At 33.4% G+C, this 14,993-nt stretch carries 15 protein-coding genes and 2 pseudogenes; 15 read left to right on the top strand and 2 right to left on the bottom strand.

What is annotated here, in order from left to right:
- Positions 1 to 192: 192 nt before the first annotated feature.
- From ACIQZG_RS23705 to ACIQZG_RS23655, 11 genes and pseudogenes are all read left to right on the top strand, one after another.
- Positions 193 to 630, top strand: a complete 438-nt coding sequence (locus ACIQZG_RS23705; RefSeq protein ID WP_402758503.1) for a GNAT family N-acetyltransferase — start codon at positions 193 to 195, stop codon at positions 628 to 630.
- A gap of 142 nt (positions 631 to 772) precedes the next feature.
- On the top strand, positions 773 to 1,285 hold the full coding sequence (locus ACIQZG_RS23700) for an HAD-IIIA family hydrolase (RefSeq protein WP_402758501.1): 513 nt from the start codon (positions 773 to 775) through the stop codon (positions 1,283 to 1,285).
- A gap of 511 nt (positions 1,286 to 1,796) precedes the next feature.
- Positions 1,797 to 2,255 (top strand): VOC family protein, encoded by a 459-nt coding sequence (locus ACIQZG_RS23695; protein WP_402758499.1) that lies wholly within the window; start codon positions 1,797 to 1,799, stop codon positions 2,253 to 2,255.
- A 461-nt stretch (positions 2,256 to 2,716) separates the two neighbouring features.
- A pseudogene (locus ACIQZG_RS23690) lies at positions 2,717 to 3,391 on the top strand (ABC transporter ATP-binding protein); the annotation flags it as partial.
- 227 nt (positions 3,392 to 3,618) lie between these two features.
- Positions 3,619 to 4,437, top strand: coding sequence for an ABC transporter permease (locus ACIQZG_RS23685; protein ID WP_402758497.1), 819 nt, complete (start codon positions 3,619 to 3,621; stop codon positions 4,435 to 4,437).
- 307 nt (positions 4,438 to 4,744) lie between these two features.
- Complete coding sequence (locus ACIQZG_RS23680) at positions 4,745 to 4,951, top strand: hypothetical protein (protein ID WP_402758495.1); 207 nt, start codon at positions 4,745 to 4,747, stop codon at positions 4,949 to 4,951.
- Entirely contained in the window at positions 4,938 to 5,483 is a 546-nt protein-coding gene (locus ACIQZG_RS23675; protein ID WP_402758493.1) for a hypothetical protein, read from the top strand. Before ACIQZG_RS23680 ends, ACIQZG_RS23675 begins: the two co-directional genes overlap by 14 nt.
- A 185-nt stretch (positions 5,484 to 5,668) precedes the next feature.
- On the top strand, positions 5,669 to 6,376 hold the full coding sequence (locus tag ACIQZG_RS23670; protein WP_402758491.1) for a response regulator transcription factor: 708 nt from the start codon (positions 5,669 to 5,671) through the stop codon (positions 6,374 to 6,376).
- A 191-nt stretch (positions 6,377 to 6,567) separates the two neighbouring features.
- Positions 6,568 to 7,299 carry a sensor histidine kinase gene (locus ACIQZG_RS23665; protein WP_402758490.1) on the top strand — a complete coding sequence of 244 codons (732 nt, stop codon included), beginning with the start codon at positions 6,568 to 6,570 and terminating at the stop codon, positions 7,297 to 7,299.
- 109 nt (positions 7,300 to 7,408) lie between these two features.
- On the top strand, positions 7,409 to 8,323 hold the full coding sequence (locus ACIQZG_RS23660; RefSeq protein ID WP_402758488.1) for an ABC transporter ATP-binding protein: 915 nt from the start codon (positions 7,409 to 7,411) through the stop codon (positions 8,321 to 8,323).
- Entirely contained in the window at positions 8,320 to 9,066 is a 747-nt protein-coding gene (locus ACIQZG_RS23655; RefSeq protein ID WP_402758486.1) for an ABC transporter permease, read from the top strand. Before ACIQZG_RS23660 ends, ACIQZG_RS23655 begins: the two co-directional genes overlap by 4 nt.
- A 147-nt stretch (positions 9,067 to 9,213) precedes the next feature.
- On the opposite strand, the pseudogene ACIQZG_RS23650 reads toward ACIQZG_RS23655, so the two are convergent.
- Positions 9,214 to 9,530: pseudogene (locus ACIQZG_RS23650) on the bottom strand (transposase); the annotation flags it as partial.
- Positions 9,531 to 9,794: 264 nt separating this feature from the next.
- Here ACIQZG_RS23650 and ACIQZG_RS23645 point away from each other — a divergent pair.
- Positions 9,795 to 10,049 (top strand): hypothetical protein, encoded by a 255-nt coding sequence (locus ACIQZG_RS23645; protein WP_402758484.1) that lies wholly within the window; start codon positions 9,795 to 9,797, stop codon positions 10,047 to 10,049.
- A gap of 225 nt (positions 10,050 to 10,274) precedes the next feature.
- Here ACIQZG_RS23645 and ACIQZG_RS23640 read toward each other — a convergent pair whose 3' ends face one another.
- The gene (locus ACIQZG_RS23640; RefSeq protein ID WP_402758482.1) at positions 10,275 to 10,691 is read right to left on the bottom strand and encodes a DUF3888 domain-containing protein; all 417 of its coding nucleotides are present in this window, start codon (positions 10,689 to 10,691) and stop codon (positions 10,275 to 10,277) included.
- Between the two features lie 718 nt (positions 10,692 to 11,409).
- Between ACIQZG_RS23640 and ACIQZG_RS23635 the strand changes: the two genes are divergently transcribed.
- The 3 genes from ACIQZG_RS23635 to ACIQZG_RS23625 all read left to right on the top strand — a co-directional run bounded on the left by ACIQZG_RS23635 (position 11,410) and on the right by ACIQZG_RS23625 (position 14,643).
- The gene (locus ACIQZG_RS23635; RefSeq protein WP_402758480.1) at positions 11,410 to 12,369 is read left to right on the top strand and encodes a YolC/YozM family protein; all 960 of its coding nucleotides are present in this window, start codon (positions 11,410 to 11,412) and stop codon (positions 12,367 to 12,369) included.
- A gap of 505 nt (positions 12,370 to 12,874) precedes the next feature.
- A complete protein-coding gene (locus ACIQZG_RS23630; RefSeq protein WP_402758478.1) occupies positions 12,875 to 13,852 on the top strand; it encodes a DUF418 domain-containing protein in 978 nt (325 codons plus the stop codon).
- 233 nt (positions 13,853 to 14,085) lie between these two features.
- Positions 14,086 to 14,643, top strand: a complete 558-nt coding sequence (locus ACIQZG_RS23625) for a DinB family protein (protein ID WP_402758505.1) — start codon at positions 14,086 to 14,088, stop codon at positions 14,641 to 14,643.
- Positions 14,644 to 14,993 lie beyond the last annotated feature (350 nt).

Here is a 14,993-nt window from a genome sequence, read left to right as displayed (position 1 = left end):
CAAAACACTGTTTATAAATGAAGTGGAAAAAATTTTTTCTCCATCACGAAATGGTTGAAACCGTTGATACATCAATGTTTATAGAGGGAGTTTAGCACAAGAAGAATTCAAGTAAATAATAGCCTTTAGAGGAAAATTATTGAAATATTATGCTAAAATGATTAAAAGGAGATCAAAGGACTGATTCAATTAATGGATATTAGAAAACCTAACGATTTTGAACTAAAAATGGTATTATCTCTTTCTCCACAAGCTGTTTTTGATGGCACATTAGGTGAAGTAGAACCTACGAAAGAAAAAATCGACCAACTTGTTAAACCACTTTTGGAAAAGGGAAGCTATTATTTAATAGCAAAAGAAAACGATAAATTAATTGGCTGGATTCTTATAGGGGCTAGCAAAGACCAATTTACTGATATGATGAATGGATTTATTTACGAACTATTTGTTATAGAAGAATATAGAGGGAATGGTATTTCCAAAATGTTAATGAGAGCAGGTATTGACCATCTAAAACAAGATGGATATTCAGAAATCCGTCTAAGTGCATTTGCAGGGAATCAAGCAATTAAACTGTATGAAAAATTGGGATTTAGCATTAGGACAGTTACCATGAGTTTGCAGTTATAAGCAACTAACTTATTTCGCTACGGGTGCTTTACTTCAAGATGGGATTCCACAGGGACCCCATCTTTTTTTCTTTATTGAACTAACGGGGCAGTTTAGTTGAAGAAGAATAAATAAAAAATCAATTTGTAAAGGGGCATAGGAATTGAGAGTTGCATTCTTTGATAGAGATGGCACTATAATCGAGGATTATCCAGACCATGAATGGACTGGAATAGAGCATCCAATATTTATTGATGGTTCAATTAACACATTAAAAGAAGTCATTAGGAAAGGTTATAAAATAATAATTATAACCAATCAATACATTATTAACGAAGGATACATTTCGATTGACCAATACCATGATATAAATAATCAAATGAAAAGTGAGTTAACTCGCCAAGGTGTTGAACTACTGGATGTCTTTTATTGTCCACATGGTAAAGATGAGGGTTGTACTTGTATGAAGCCTAAAATCGGAATGATTAAGCAGGTAATTCATAAATATCCTGAAATTAATTTGGAAGAGTCCTTTATGATTGGTGACTCAGTAGTTGATATAGAATTAGCAATAAATATAGGAATTAAAGGTTTTGGAATCAGAGTAGGTTCTAATTACAAGGAAGAAAATATATATCAATTAAACAGTGTGAAAGATTTACCACTTTATATTTAATATTTGTTTATAGCTGTGCCATCACAAAAATTATTAATTAATAACCTGTTCTTCTTTAACTAACGGGTGCGTTACTTGAAGATCATTGAGCTACATATGCAGCTCTTTCTTTCTTTCTTTCTTTCTTTATTGAACTCCCATGAAAGAACGTAATAATCTTTCATTTTCTGTGGTGTAGCGTAGATTTTACGCGACATGGATGGCTAACGGGTGCTTTCGTATTATATAGTTCAGCCAGATCTTTCTGGTTGAACTATATAATACGAACAGGGGCTTGAACAAAATAACTGAGAACCTATTTTGCAACATAGAAGTTCTTCAATATTCCGTAATCGGGCGCGATTCTTCAATATGAAGATCGCGTTTTTCAGTTTGAATAATCGTCTTTTATTGGAACTACTATCTATGCTGTTTTGGGAACCTATAATAATTTATTCAATCAAAAGTTGTATGTTAATATTATCTGACTTATTTTACTATTTAAAAATATAACTATCGAAGGAGTTTTGATATGATTAGAGGATTATATGAAGCGCATTTACCTGTGAGTAATTTACAGGAATCGATTAAATTTTATCAAAAGCTTGGTTTAGAACTAGCAAGCGAACAAGAAAAGCTGGCTTTCTTTTGGATTGTAAAGGGGGAAAGTTGGTTAGGTCTTTGGGAAAGTGAAACTGTAAACCTTCCATATCACCCATCAATTCGTCATTTAGCATTTAAAGTAGACAAGAGTGAAGTTGAGAAAGTGAAGGAGTGGCTAGAGTCTGTAAATATCGAAATACGCTCTTCTTTTGGTTTCTCCCCAGAGATGCAACCGTTAGTATTTAAAAATATTCCACATCATGCAGCTGTATATTTTTACGATCCTGATGGCAATTCATTAGAACTAATAACACCATTAGATATGGAACTTCCTGATAACGAAAAAATGATGACGTTGGTAGATTGGAAAAAGAAACACATGAAATAAACAACGCTTACTTATCAGTGCCTTGTTAATGTTTAATTTTCTTATTCAACAATCGGGCGCTATTGTTGACTAAACCTTGGATTTTCAACCGACTTTATTAGTATGTTTTTTTAGTATAGTGAAGTATCTTACATCAAAATTAAACAACTATATTTTTACCCCGTCCTAAATTCAGGACGGGGTTATGCTTGTTTGGCTTTTTAAATTAAATTACTTTATTGTCTTGTTACATATTTCTCTTACTTGGTGTTTATCATTTCAATATGTTTAAGTTGATTGTAATAACCATTTCTTTAGTTTTGCATTGTCCTCGACTAATAAGGGGGATTTTCAAAAAATGAAATTATTAAGAGAAATGTAAGGATTAAGATAAAGATTCTTAAAGAGATAATGATATTATTTTTAACAAATAACAGCTTTTCTTGAAATGGGGAGCAGAGTGAGGTGCAAAAATGAATTCAATGCTAAAAGTTTTGGAAGTAAGGGATGTATCTAAATCAATAAAAAAAAGGCAGCTGCTTCATGAACTTAATTTTGTTGTAAATAAGGGGGATATTTGCGGATTTTTAGGACCAAATGGCGCTGGCAAGACTACTTTGATCAGAATTGTTATGGGGCTAGTTAAGCCTTCTCAAGGAGATGTTCTAGTATTAGGGCATTCTGTGACAAAACAGAGAAGTAAAGCATTAGAAAGGGTAGGGGCAATCGTTGAAACTCCCATTTTTTTCGACCATATGACGGGAAGGGGGAATTTGAAAAACTTGATAAAGCTACATTCTAATATTCCTAAGTCCGATAAGAACAAAAAAGTAGAAGAAGTTTTGGAGTTGGTTGGCTTAAAGGAAAGAGGAAATGATAAAGTTAGCACCTATTCTCTAGGAATGAAGCAAAGGTTGGGGATTGCCCAGGCATTATTAGGAGACCCTGAAGTAATTATTCTGGATGAGCCAGCAAATGGCCTTGATCCGATGGGTATGAAATTTTTGCGGGATCTGATTCTTTATTTAAGAGATGAAAAAGGGCTGACATTTTTAATATCAAGCCATTTACTTGATGAACTACAAAAAATAAGCAATAAGATTATCATGATTAATGAAGGCAAGCTGAAATGGAGAGGAAAACTTGATGATCTTATTGGAAAAGCAAAGTGGGAGATTCGCTGCGAACAAACGGATAAAGCTTTGTATCTTTTAAAAGGAAAAATCCAAATAAAGAGAGTAGATTCAAAGACCTTTGAAGTAGTATGTACAGTAGAAGAACTAGAAGCACTTCAGAGACTGCTAGTAGCAGAAAAGATTGAAATCTCGGGTATTGAAAAATCAGAAAGAAACCTAGAACAAATATTTATTGAGCTGATGACACAATGAAGCTCTTATTTCAAAATGAATGGGAACGGCTTTGGAGCAGAAAAACTTCATTTCTTTTTTTACTTTTTACCCCAATTCTAGTTTTTATCACAGTCATTCAATCCTTGCAAAACAATAAAACTCTCGAAAAAACGGATCCACAGTATTCTTTCTGGTCGAATTTCCCTATTATGAGTTTGTCTGAAGTCTTTATGCTGTATTTTAATATTGTTGCTGTTTTGTTAGTCGTAATTAGCTTTACCCATGAATATAGGACGGGCCAGCTAAGAATGATTCTACAAAGAAGCTATAGTTTTTCGAAAGTATTTTTTGCGAAGTATATTGTTGTTTTGTTATATCTATTCTTATTGCTAGTTTTCTATTTCGTTTGTTCTTTAGTTATGGGATTAATCGTTTTTGAAGGTGCAGAAGAAGTATACCTTTTCTTTCAACCTGAGCCGGTAACACCAATTAAATCTATGTCTTATAGTGTAAACTATTATCTTCTATCTTTCCTATCGTTGATAGCCGTAGTCAGTACCGCAATCCTCGTGGGAGTTGTGAGCAGATCATCAACATCTGCTTTTGCCGCAACAGCAGCTTTTTTCCTAGTTTCCATGATTTACCCAGTACTTTTGGGGATATTTGGAGAAGTCATTGGCTATTCTCAGTATGTCTATTTTTCTCTTATTGAGATACAGTTTAGCGGAGTTGTTCAAATGCTTACGTCTAACTTGTTTTTAAGGAGATGGATTTTTTCAATATTGGTGATCTATATCGTCTTAGGCACGAGTGCTGCTCTAGGTGTGTTTTCTAATAGAGATTCCTTACATTAAATGGCCATTCTGGTAGAAGGATTTTTCAGGAGCTTGAAAAGAAAGCTCTCTGAATAATGCCTGAGTGTCAACTGGAAAATGACTCATCATCACACAGGAAAACACAATAAAATGAATTCTAATACGAATATAAAACTTTAGTCATTGGAATCGATATTGCAAGCAAAAGCACGATTCTTGTGTTCCAAACGATCTCAATGAAGAGAAGGATTCAACGCTTTTTAATAATAAGTACTCACTTTACGTGATACACTTGAAAAATTTATAGAGGAAGGAAAAATAAAATGAATGGATTGCTTAACAGTGAATGGCAAAGAATGTACAGCAGAAGAAAAAATATCTTGTTCGTTACAATATTCATAGTTTATATTTTGATGCAATCTTTGTTAGCGGAGAAATTGTTCTTTACAATGGAAGAAAGTGTCCCCCTTACTTCGCTGAATTACTCGATTTTCTTACTGAAAAAAATCTATTATTTGATAATCTTCATTATATTGCCTGTGTTGTGCATTGATAGCATTAATGGTGAGTACCAATCCGGAGAACTTCGTCTAGTTGCAATTAGACCATTGTCATTGAAGCGAATATTATATGTGAAATGGTTCCTGCTGATTGCTATAGTAGCATCTATAATGGTTATTACTTATGCAGTTGGAACGATTGCAGGATACTTGTTCTACCCGAAGGCTAATTCTGTAAGTTTTTATTATGAAAATGCACCTGTTTTAGGAGTAACGGAAGCTTATATTTACCATCTAAAGTATTACTTAGGTGTCTTTTCCGTTTTTGTTGCCTTGATTGGTATTGCTAGTTTATTAAGTGTTTTTCTACCGAATACAATAACTACTATAATAGTATACTTGTTTTTACTATTTATATCAGTGTACTTCAGCGATCTGTTCGATATTTTAATGTTCGGTAGCCAAGAGATGTTTGTATTATTAGTTGAGGCAGACTTCTCCTACTTATGGTTTATCCTACTTGTTATTTTACTAACGTATTCTTTAACACTTTGGATATGGAAAAATAGGGAATGGGTTAAATAGACGAAGGGAATAAATCGTTAAACTACAAGAACAAGTAGAAATAAATATATTAAAAGGTGTTAAACTATTTTTGAAGTTATTCATACTGTTGACTTGAAATGCGCTAGACCTTTCCTGTTATTCTTAAAAATGTTAAAATATGATGTGTAAATGAACGTGTTTAAATAATAGTTGAGGTGATATACATGAGCCTTTCAAAGATTTTGATTGCTGAAGATGACAAGGAAATTAGCCATCTAATTCAGAGAACGCTGCAAAATGAAGGATACGAAACTGAAGTGGTGGATAATGGAAGAGATGCACTGGATTGTATTAATAGTTTTCATTATGATTTGATAATCTTGGATATAATGCTACCTAAAATAGATGGATTAGAAATATTACAGCACACTAGGCAGCATAAAAATACACCCGTAATGATTTTAAGTGCTAAAGGGGGAGAACAGGATAAAGTGTTGGGTTTAGGGCTTGGAGCTGATGATTATATTTCTAAGCCTTTTTTTATTGGTGAGTTTCTGGCGAGAGTGAAAGCACAGCTTAGACGTTACCTTTATTTAAATGAAACAAAAAAAGGAGATTCCACAATAATTCTTAAATGTGATGATTTAGAATTGAACCGAGATACATATTTAGTAACAATTAAAAATAAAAAGATCAAGTTAACGGCTAAGGAATTTGCCATTTTAGAGCTTCTACTTACACATCCTGCAAAGGTATTCAGTAAATCGCAAATTTTTGCACATATTTGGAAAGAGGATTTCCATGTTGATGACAATACCGTAATGGTGCATATTAACCGTTTACGCAACAAAATTGAAGCTGATCCTTCCAATCCAAAATATGTACAGACTGTATGGGGAATAGGTTATCGATTAGCAGGTGAAAAGAAATGATATGGATCATCATAATATTGTTGCTACTCAATATTCTGGTATTAATTTATGATAAAATTTCCATCAATAAGCAGATCATTAAAATACAAAGAGATATAGAGGAGTCTATCTCTAACGACACTATTAGACATATACGCGTTCACTATTCGAACGCTCAATTAAGAAGACTTATAGAGTCAATGAATCAATTTATGGAAAAGTATCGAAATAACAAAGAAAGGACGAGTTTTCTTGAAATAGAAAGAAAGAAAACGATTACGAATATCTCACATGATATTAGGACCCCTTTAACCTCCATATTAGGATATATGGAGGTTATTTACAGGGAAAACAACAGGATGAGTGAAGAAGACAGGTTGAGATATCTTGAAGTTGTTTATCAGAAAGCACAGAATTTAACTGCTATCACTGAATCCTTTTTTGAGCTATCACAGCTGGAGGCCGGGGAGATACAAATTAAACTAAAAAGGGAAAATATTATAGACATTATCAAAGATGTTTTTGTAATCTTTTTTGTTGAATTCGAAAAAATCGGTTTAACTCCAGTGATAAATTTACCTAATAAACCTTTATATGTAAAGTGTGACAGAGCTTCTGTTGAGAGAATCTTAAATAATCTAATCCAAAATGCAGTTAAATACGGATCTGAAGGAAAAATGATTGGCGTTCAAGTTCAACGTATTGATAGCTACTGTTGGATTGAAATTTGGGATAAGGGAGAAGGTATTTTGGAAAAGGATTTGCCTTACGTCTTTAATCGGTTGTTCCAGTCTCAGAAATCTCGCAGTAATACAGGAAACGGTCTAGGTCTTTCCATCTCGAAGAAATTAGTAGAAGAACAAAAAGGACAAATTAGAGTAACAAGCAAGCCTTATGAAGAAACCAGTTTTTCTTTCTCATTATTGGCCGATGATGAGAATTAAGAAAAATGTAAGAGAATGTTTAGAGACATTTTAAAAAATTATAGTAATATTCTAAGTGTTAATGAAATCACTTTTATGGATAAAATTACATATTGAGAGGAGGAGGGGAATGGACTATGTATTAAGGACATTTAGTTTAAACAAAATCTATCAGAATAAACACGTTGTACAAAATATGAATATGACTATAAAAAAAGGAGAGATATACGGATTAATAGGGAAAAATGGAGCAGGTAAAACAACAACTTTAAGAATGATCTTGAATTTAATTAAGCCATCTAGTGGAAAGGTTGAACTGTTCGGAAAAAACCCAGCTACAAACCAAGCGATCTTTGAGAAAATAGGATCATTCATCTGCCATTCCAATTTTTATCATAACCTGACAGCGGAGGAAAACCTCGAAATACATCGTCGGCTTATGGGGGTTATCTCAAAAAAACGTACGGAAGAAATGCTGAGGAAAATGGATCTCTGGCAATATAAAGATAAAAAGGTAGAGGATTTTTCTGTTGGGATGAAGCAAAGGTTAGGGATTGCTAGAGCTATGCTACATTACCCTGAATTCCTTATTTTAGATGAGCCAACGAATGGGCTAGATCCTCAAGTAGTGAAGAATTTAAGACAGACCTTGATTAAGCTTGCAAATGATTATGAAGTAGCCATCTTGCTTTCCAGTCATATTTTATCTGAAGTTGATTATTTATCGAACATTCTTGGAATCATTCATAAAGGTAATTTAATTGAAGAATTAAATTACGATGCTTTACAAGAAAAGAAAAAGAGGTATTTGCAGTTATCCGTAAATGATGTAAAAAAGGCTTCTTTCATTCTTGAAACAGAGTTAAATATTTCAGACTATATCATTTGCAATGGAGGAATTATTAAAGTTTACAATAAGATTAACTCAGCTGAGTTGAATTCTAAAATGGTTGAAAGTTCTGTGGAAGTATACGAAATGATAAATGCATGTGACTCGCTTGAGAATTACTTTTTATCGATCACAGAGGAGGAGGGATCTTATTGATCACTATCCTGCAAACTGAATTATTGAAATTGCGCAGGACAATGGTTCAATGGATGAGTATATGTGTCATTATAATACCTATTGTCTTTAATTTCATATATGCTATGCTTTCAAGCAGTATGGGAAACGCTTCTTTTAATTGGAACACGGCATTAATATATGCGAACTTTTTGCTGACTGTTCTTATAGCACCAATCTTCTACGCTGGTATAGCCAGTTATATATTTTCAAGAGAATATCGTGAAGGGACAGCGGAAGCTCATTTTACCTATCCCTATAAGAGAACTTCCTTATTTATAGGGAAAATGATAATTATTTTCCTTTTTATCATACTCTCCTGTTTCATAATCTTTAGTGCGAATCTTATAATAAGCCTTTTTTTTGCCGATTCTCCTCCGCCAACCTTATTCATAAAAATTGGATTCCTGAATAGTATAAAAATTTCTGTCACTCAATGTGTGCTGGTTTGTATCACTATATTGGCTAGTCTTGTTTTTAGAAATATAGTGGCAGGAATCCTTACAGCGGTAATTGGCTGTTCTACTGCTATAGCTATGCTCTTTTCAGCAGTAGGCGATTGGCAGCTACTTAACCCCTACTTTTTTAGTATGGTTGTAACGGATATACAAAATTATGATTATGACTATATTTATTTAGGTATAGGGGTGATAATTATAGTAGGAGTTATTGCTTTTCTAAGCGCACTACATATTTACAAAAATAATGATATTACAAATAAATAATGTTTATGCGAAGGCAGGAGTTAACCATTAATGTTCTTATTTTTCCGATTTAAGGAAAAATATGCTACAGCAAAAAGACTGTATTGATCTTTTTGGAAAGCGCCTTATCTTCGACTTTTAGAGCACGTTTACTTGTTAGGTTCGCAGGTAATAATAAGTACTTTTCGGAATTTCAAGGACGTCACACATTACTGATACCGAATATTTGTGAGCGTTATTTCGAATCACATCTATTTTCGTCCCATGAGCAGCGCTGCTTGCTTTAAAATATCATTTTCCATCAATAAACGTTGGTTCTCTTTGCGTAATTGAGCTAGTTCGTTTTCTTCTTTAGAGCGATTATCTTTGGCGGCGAATGAACCTGTTTCTTGATGGTTTTTAATCCAGCGATCTAACGCAGAAGGTGTAATATTATATTCTCTAGCAATGTCTGCACGAGATTTACCATTTTCATAAAGCTGCACAAGTTGTAGTTAAAATTCGGGTGTAAAAGTTCGACGTTGACGTGTCATATTAGCACGCTCCCTTAATTTTATAGCCTAAGTTTACTAGCCCTTATTTTTTATGTCTAACTTAGTGTAGCCTATCCACCTCTAAGAAATTTAACTTTATAGATGAATTTATTGCGAGTTATAATACTTTTATTTTCACTAATGCTACTTTATAACAATCGTGCAATAGCAGCCACGAAACATCTCAATCCTATAGAAAGCCAATTAATGTCTTTTATGAATGGTTTACACGTTGTCGAACCGAAACAAGCCGTTGAATTGTGGATATTAGGCGTAAATAATCGAAGTGGTACTGTTCAATATGCGATGCTGTCTCCTACGCTCCAAAAACTATCAAGGGAAAAATTTGAGCAAACGCATTGGGTGACTGGCCAGTCAAGCCCTTCAGTTAGAAACTTTCGTCTTACCAAAATAGAAAAGCTTAGCGAATCCATAATGCGGTATACCGTTAAATACGATTTAGAAACATAAGTTGAAGATTATGGTAGTTGGCAGAAGGTTATAACAGTGGAAAAGAATCTAGAACCCTTTAGAGAGTATTGGTTTATTTCATCAATAACAACGAAATATAATCAATGGGAAGCATTTACCTCTGCCGAGACAGTTTTAAAATAATGCATTGTAGTTAACAAACCAACAATAGCAGCTTATTTCTCAAAGAAATAGGCCCTTTTGAGTTAGATTGTTATTATTTAATTATTTTGGTGGATATTCATACGTTTTGAGGTGTGTGTGATTTATCAATTTTACCTTAGGTCCAACTGAAATTTGATAGGTCATTCGGTCTCTCCCTATTGGAATATGGTGTCCACCATCTGTAGGTTCAATTTCAAATGTAATTTCCAATAAAAAACCACGGAAACCATTTACTCTTCTTGTTTCAATCACTTCAATTTTCCAGGGAGTGACTTGAGATGCAAAATCCTTTAGAATCCTAGGACGATAATAGCTAATCAAATCTTTTTGAATATACGGAGTAAGCATTAGCATAAGCATATCTTGTAATCTTAGTTCTCCAGAGTCTTGAGTTGATTTAGCTGACGAAACGGTTGTTGTTTGAAAAGAAGTAATAAGAACAAGGGATAGTACAAAAGTGGTTAACATCTTTTTCATTTTCTTCAATACACCACTTACACTTTATCTAAATAAATTGTATTGTTTCCTCTTCAGAATTAAGTATGTGCTTATTAAACAATCGGGCGCTTTCCTGGAATAAGGAAAATGCTTTTTTCATTAAAGGGCCAGATTGTTGAATAAGGGGTCTAGTCAGCTTATGTGGATTTACAACGGTAAGCAAAGAAATAGCCCAAAACGATGCTTTGGTGACTTTCCTCATCATAATTATGGTAAAATAAGTTAATTATAAAGTGTTAGGGAATTGCTTTTATTTGTAGATGATTGGGGGATAATTAATGGAGTTTAATATTTTGATGTATATAATGCTCATTTTAAGTCATTTAATATCTGTCAGTTTAATATTGGCTATTTTTACTTCCGTCTTTGTGAAAAGTAGAAAGAAGGGATATGTATTTTTAACAATCTATATATTACTAAGTATATATTCGTTAACCACTGTATTTAAGGACTCAATGTTATTAGGAAGTTATATGTTTATTATATACATTTGCTTAGGTGTAGTAACTTACTTTGTCATTAAAAAGAAACTTTCAAAAGGAACCGAAATTTAGATATGGATGCTTAGTGCAGCAAGTACTTCAAACGTCCCCAAGCCATGCTTTGGGGACGTTTTATATTCAACTAACGTAAGCAGAATAGTTCAATAAAAGTGTGGATTAATTTGGTGAAATAGATTCAGAGGGGAGGAAATGTAGTGAGGAATTTTATTTCTGTTTTCATAATAGTTGTTGTAGTCGTCTTAGTAATTAATATAGACATCGATAAAAATGATAGTTTCTCTTCTAATAATAATGATGATGAGAAACAAGGGGACCGTATTGCATCTGTACTTGATAATGCATGGGATGAATTTGGATTATTTAGTTTTGAAATAGGTGATACAGATCCGATAATCCGGATTGTAATGGATGAAACTAAAAGTGAATTACAACTGAAAAAGTATTTAGAGGAAAATGTAAATAAAACAGATTTGAATCAATACAACATTGAAATTACTAAAAAAAGTTTACACGAAGTTGAGACAGAGAGTTTTATGATGGAGGTTTCAGTTATTGTATCTGATTATTTACAAGAAAATAATTATCACGATGTGGACATTTACGCCCCTTCAATTGAACCTACACCGATACTAAAAATATCGATTCCTAAGTCCAGTACACGTTCTAGCGAAAACATAAAAAAAGAGCTAGAAGATGTATTAGCTTCTAAGAGCGCTGAACTACCAAACAAAGATATTTCCTATGAAATCCAGGTGATAGAGCATATTGATGAAAGTACTATTGAATCAGATGCCGTAATCAGTGATGTTGTCGAAGATTTTCAAGGAACAGCAAACCATTTAATTATTTCTAGTACAGATATTTTTAAAGGAAATGGTATCTATAAAATGTCTTGGGAGCAACCATCAGATTCGAAGGATTATAAATTTCATGTTACAAACAATACAGGGACAAATGTAACCGTGCAAATTCAACAGAGTAGTCACACGCAAACTTATAATTTAGTGGCTAATGGTTCTACTACATGGGTCCAATCAGAAGCTTCTTCTGGTGATCATACAATAATGGTTACCACATCTGATGGAAGTATTTTTAAAGGGGATGTTTTTGTCAGTAGATCTGATGTTCCATTGAACCAATTAGAAAGAATTTAACAAAGTTAAGTTCTTTAACAGGGGATTTAGTGCAACAAGGATTTATAACGTATACATAAATAAACAAAATAACGTCCCCAAATGAAAGTTTGGAAGTACAAAAAAAGCCAAGAAATGCTGTGAAACCAACGTTTTTTGGCTTTCCCTTTTAATATTGTTTATACAGCTTTTTCTGCAAAGGTATTTAAACATAGCTACAATAAGACTACTTCCAGGGACTATAGTTGAATAACGATGTTCAACAATTGGGCGCATTTCTGTAATAAGGAATGTGCCTTCCTCCATTAAAGGGCCAGTTAGCTGAAGAAAAGTAATGTACAGGTTGGCCTCGTTGTGTGTATCATCTAAGGCTTAGGACGGATATTAAATTAGACTCTGGGTGTATAGAAATGATAATAAAATAATGTTAAATTTTACTTATATTTGTAAATCAGTGTATTGTAAAACCTTTTAGCTTTATCTTATAATATTTACCAAATATAGGGAGATGAGGAGATGAAACGCAATGACAACAAACCGTGTTAACTTCATCGATACAATGCGTGGGTTCAGTTTATTTGGCATCTTAATGGCGAATTTACTGATTTTCCAGTTTGGCATGTCTGGCAAAGACGAATTAAAAGATCTATCTGCCCTTGATAATGGGGCTTTGTATTTTGTGAAAATCTTTATAGAGGAATCATTTATGCCAATCTTCACTATGTTATTAGGCTACTCTCTTATTAAACTTATCGAATCTATACGTAAGAAAAAGGATAAGAGTCGATGGTCCATCTTACGAAGGGCAACTGGGCTAATTGCTTTAGGTTTGCTCCATTCATGTTTATGGGAGGGCGATATTTTAGCTACCTATGGATGCATGATTTTAATTTTCATTCCATTTATTAATCGCAAACCAAAAACGTTATTTATTTGGGCCGGTATCTTACTTTTACTTTCACAAGTTCTAGGATCAATTTATCCTTTAATACTTTTTGGAATGGGTCTCGGGAAAACGCAAGCTTTTGTAAATATGGAGAACGAAAAGAAATGGTATTTGATTGGCTTGTTACTGGTTCCTCTGGGTCTAGCTTGTAAAAGTTATAGTTATATAGATAGTTATTTTTCTGGCATGTTGGGGTCACAGCTACTTTCAGTAGGCTATGTTTGCCTGGCAGCTTTGTTATATAAAACTCGCCCAGTACAATTGCTATCACCTGCGTTTGAGAGTGTCGGTAAACTTTCATTAACCAATTATCTAATGCAAACCATTATTTGTACAACTGTATTTTATGAATATGGTTTAGGGTTATCTGGAAAATTAGGCGTTTTAGGCGGAATTTTATTTGGCATAGTTCTTTACAGTTTGCAATGTATTTTCAGCCTTGCTTATTTAAAGAAATTTAAACGAGGACCATTTGAAACGATACTTCGAATTTGGACAAATTGGTCTTGGAACGGACTGAATAAGGTAAAACAGAAAGGAAGTGCTTTACATGGATAGTGACTTCAAATCTACAATAGGCATGGAAAAGAGCAGGTTATACATATAGGGAAAAGAAATGGAACCGTTTCCCTCCTAAAGTCTTTCATGTGCAGTTTGTTATGTTCTTTTGTTTTTGGCTAGATAGAATTCCATAATCGGGCGCGATTCTGTAATAAGGATCAGCGCTCAATTTTCATCAAAGGGCCATTTAATTGAATAATGATTGATCTTAGGGTGTAGATTTGTTCAAAATGGGTAGATGTTTTAATGGAGTTGGAGAAAATCTTATAAATAAGCGAGATGATTTGGTGAATAGGTTTAAAGAGGAAATTATTAAGCATCAAATAGATTCAATTGAGTTTGTAAAGTCATTAAACGCTTTGAGTGAAAAGGAATGGAGAACTCAGATTGAAGATGGTAAATGGACAGTGGCAGAAATCATCGGACATTTCAAACCTTGGGATGAATTTATCTTACATGAACGTTTACCTTATTTATTTTCTGAACATGAGCTTCCGAAAGGTCCAGAGAGTGGGAAAACGAACGCAGAATCAGCCACTATTAGTAGAGCAGAAAAACAACAAGTAACAATAGATAAGTTTATCTCTTCAAGAAAAGAACTTTATAAAGCGATTGTTGAGATTCCTAATGATCGGTGGGCGGAAAAATTCTCTATTGGAAACACCACTCTATCATTGTATGAATATTTTAGAGGATTAGCTCAACATGACCATCACCATTTTGACCAAATTAAAAATAGCATTCATTTAGAAGAAAGAGGGAATCCCTTCAATTTCCGTACACCTTAGATAATTATTCAATTATTCCGTTATAGGGCGCGATTCTGTAACAAGGATCAGCGCTTGTTTTCATTAAAGGGCCAGATTGTGGAATAACAATTTTTTAAGAAATGTTACCTAACGACGCTTGTGCAAAAATAATATAGTTGTTTAATTTACAATAAAGTCATTTAAAAAATAATATAGTTGTTTAAAAATCCTTATTCCACGAACGGAGCAGCATTCCTGTTTGAAGGATGTTCGAGGTCTTGAAAGAAAAAGAGTCCTCTAGTATGATGCATGAGTGTCAACGACCATTGACCCATCATCAAACAAGGAGGACTCCTTTATGCATTCTAAATGGAATAATAAAATTAATC

Origin of the sequence: Lysinibacillus sp. NPDC096418 (assembly GCF_044762775.1) — a bacterium.
Taxonomy (GTDB): Bacteria; Bacillota; Bacilli; order Bacillales_A; family Planococcaceae; genus Lysinibacillus.
This window is presented reverse-complemented; position numbering and strand designations above follow the sequence as displayed.

Excerpts from the sequence above, each read along its gene's own strand:
- ACIQZG_RS23705 (WP_402758503.1), top strand. The coding sequence starts at position 193 with ATGGATATTAGAAAACCTAACGATTTTGAACTAAAAATGGTATTATCT.
- ACIQZG_RS23695 (WP_402758499.1), top strand. The coding sequence starts at position 1,797 with ATGATTAGAGGATTATATGAAGCGCATTTACCTGTGAGTAATTTACAG.
- ACIQZG_RS23685 (WP_402758497.1), top strand. The coding sequence starts at position 3,619 with ATGAAGCTCTTATTTCAAAATGAATGGGAACGGCTTTGGAGCAGAAAA.
- ACIQZG_RS23680 (WP_402758495.1), top strand. The coding sequence starts at position 4,745 with ATGGCAAAGAATGTACAGCAGAAGAAAAAATATCTTGTTCGTTACAAT.
- ACIQZG_RS23670 (WP_402758491.1), top strand. The coding sequence starts at position 5,669 with ATGAGCCTTTCAAAGATTTTGATTGCTGAAGATGACAAGGAAATTAGC.
- ACIQZG_RS23665 (WP_402758490.1), top strand. The coding sequence starts at position 6,568 with ATGGAAAAGTATCGAAATAACAAAGAAAGGACGAGTTTTCTTGAAATA.
- ACIQZG_RS23660 (WP_402758488.1), top strand. The coding sequence starts at position 7,409 with ATGGACTATGTATTAAGGACATTTAGTTTAAACAAAATCTATCAGAAT.
- ACIQZG_RS23645 (WP_402758484.1), top strand. The coding sequence starts at position 9,795 with ATGAATGGTTTACACGTTGTCGAACCGAAACAAGCCGTTGAATTGTGG.
- ACIQZG_RS23640 (WP_402758482.1), bottom strand. The coding sequence starts at position 10,691 with ATGAAAAAGATGTTAACCACTTTTGTACTATCCCTTGTTCTTATTACT.
- ACIQZG_RS23630 (WP_402758478.1), top strand. The coding sequence starts at position 12,875 with ATGACAACAAACCGTGTTAACTTCATCGATACAATGCGTGGGTTCAGT.
- ACIQZG_RS23625 (WP_402758505.1), top strand. The coding sequence starts at position 14,086 with ATGGGTAGATGTTTTAATGGAGTTGGAGAAAATCTTATAAATAAGCGA.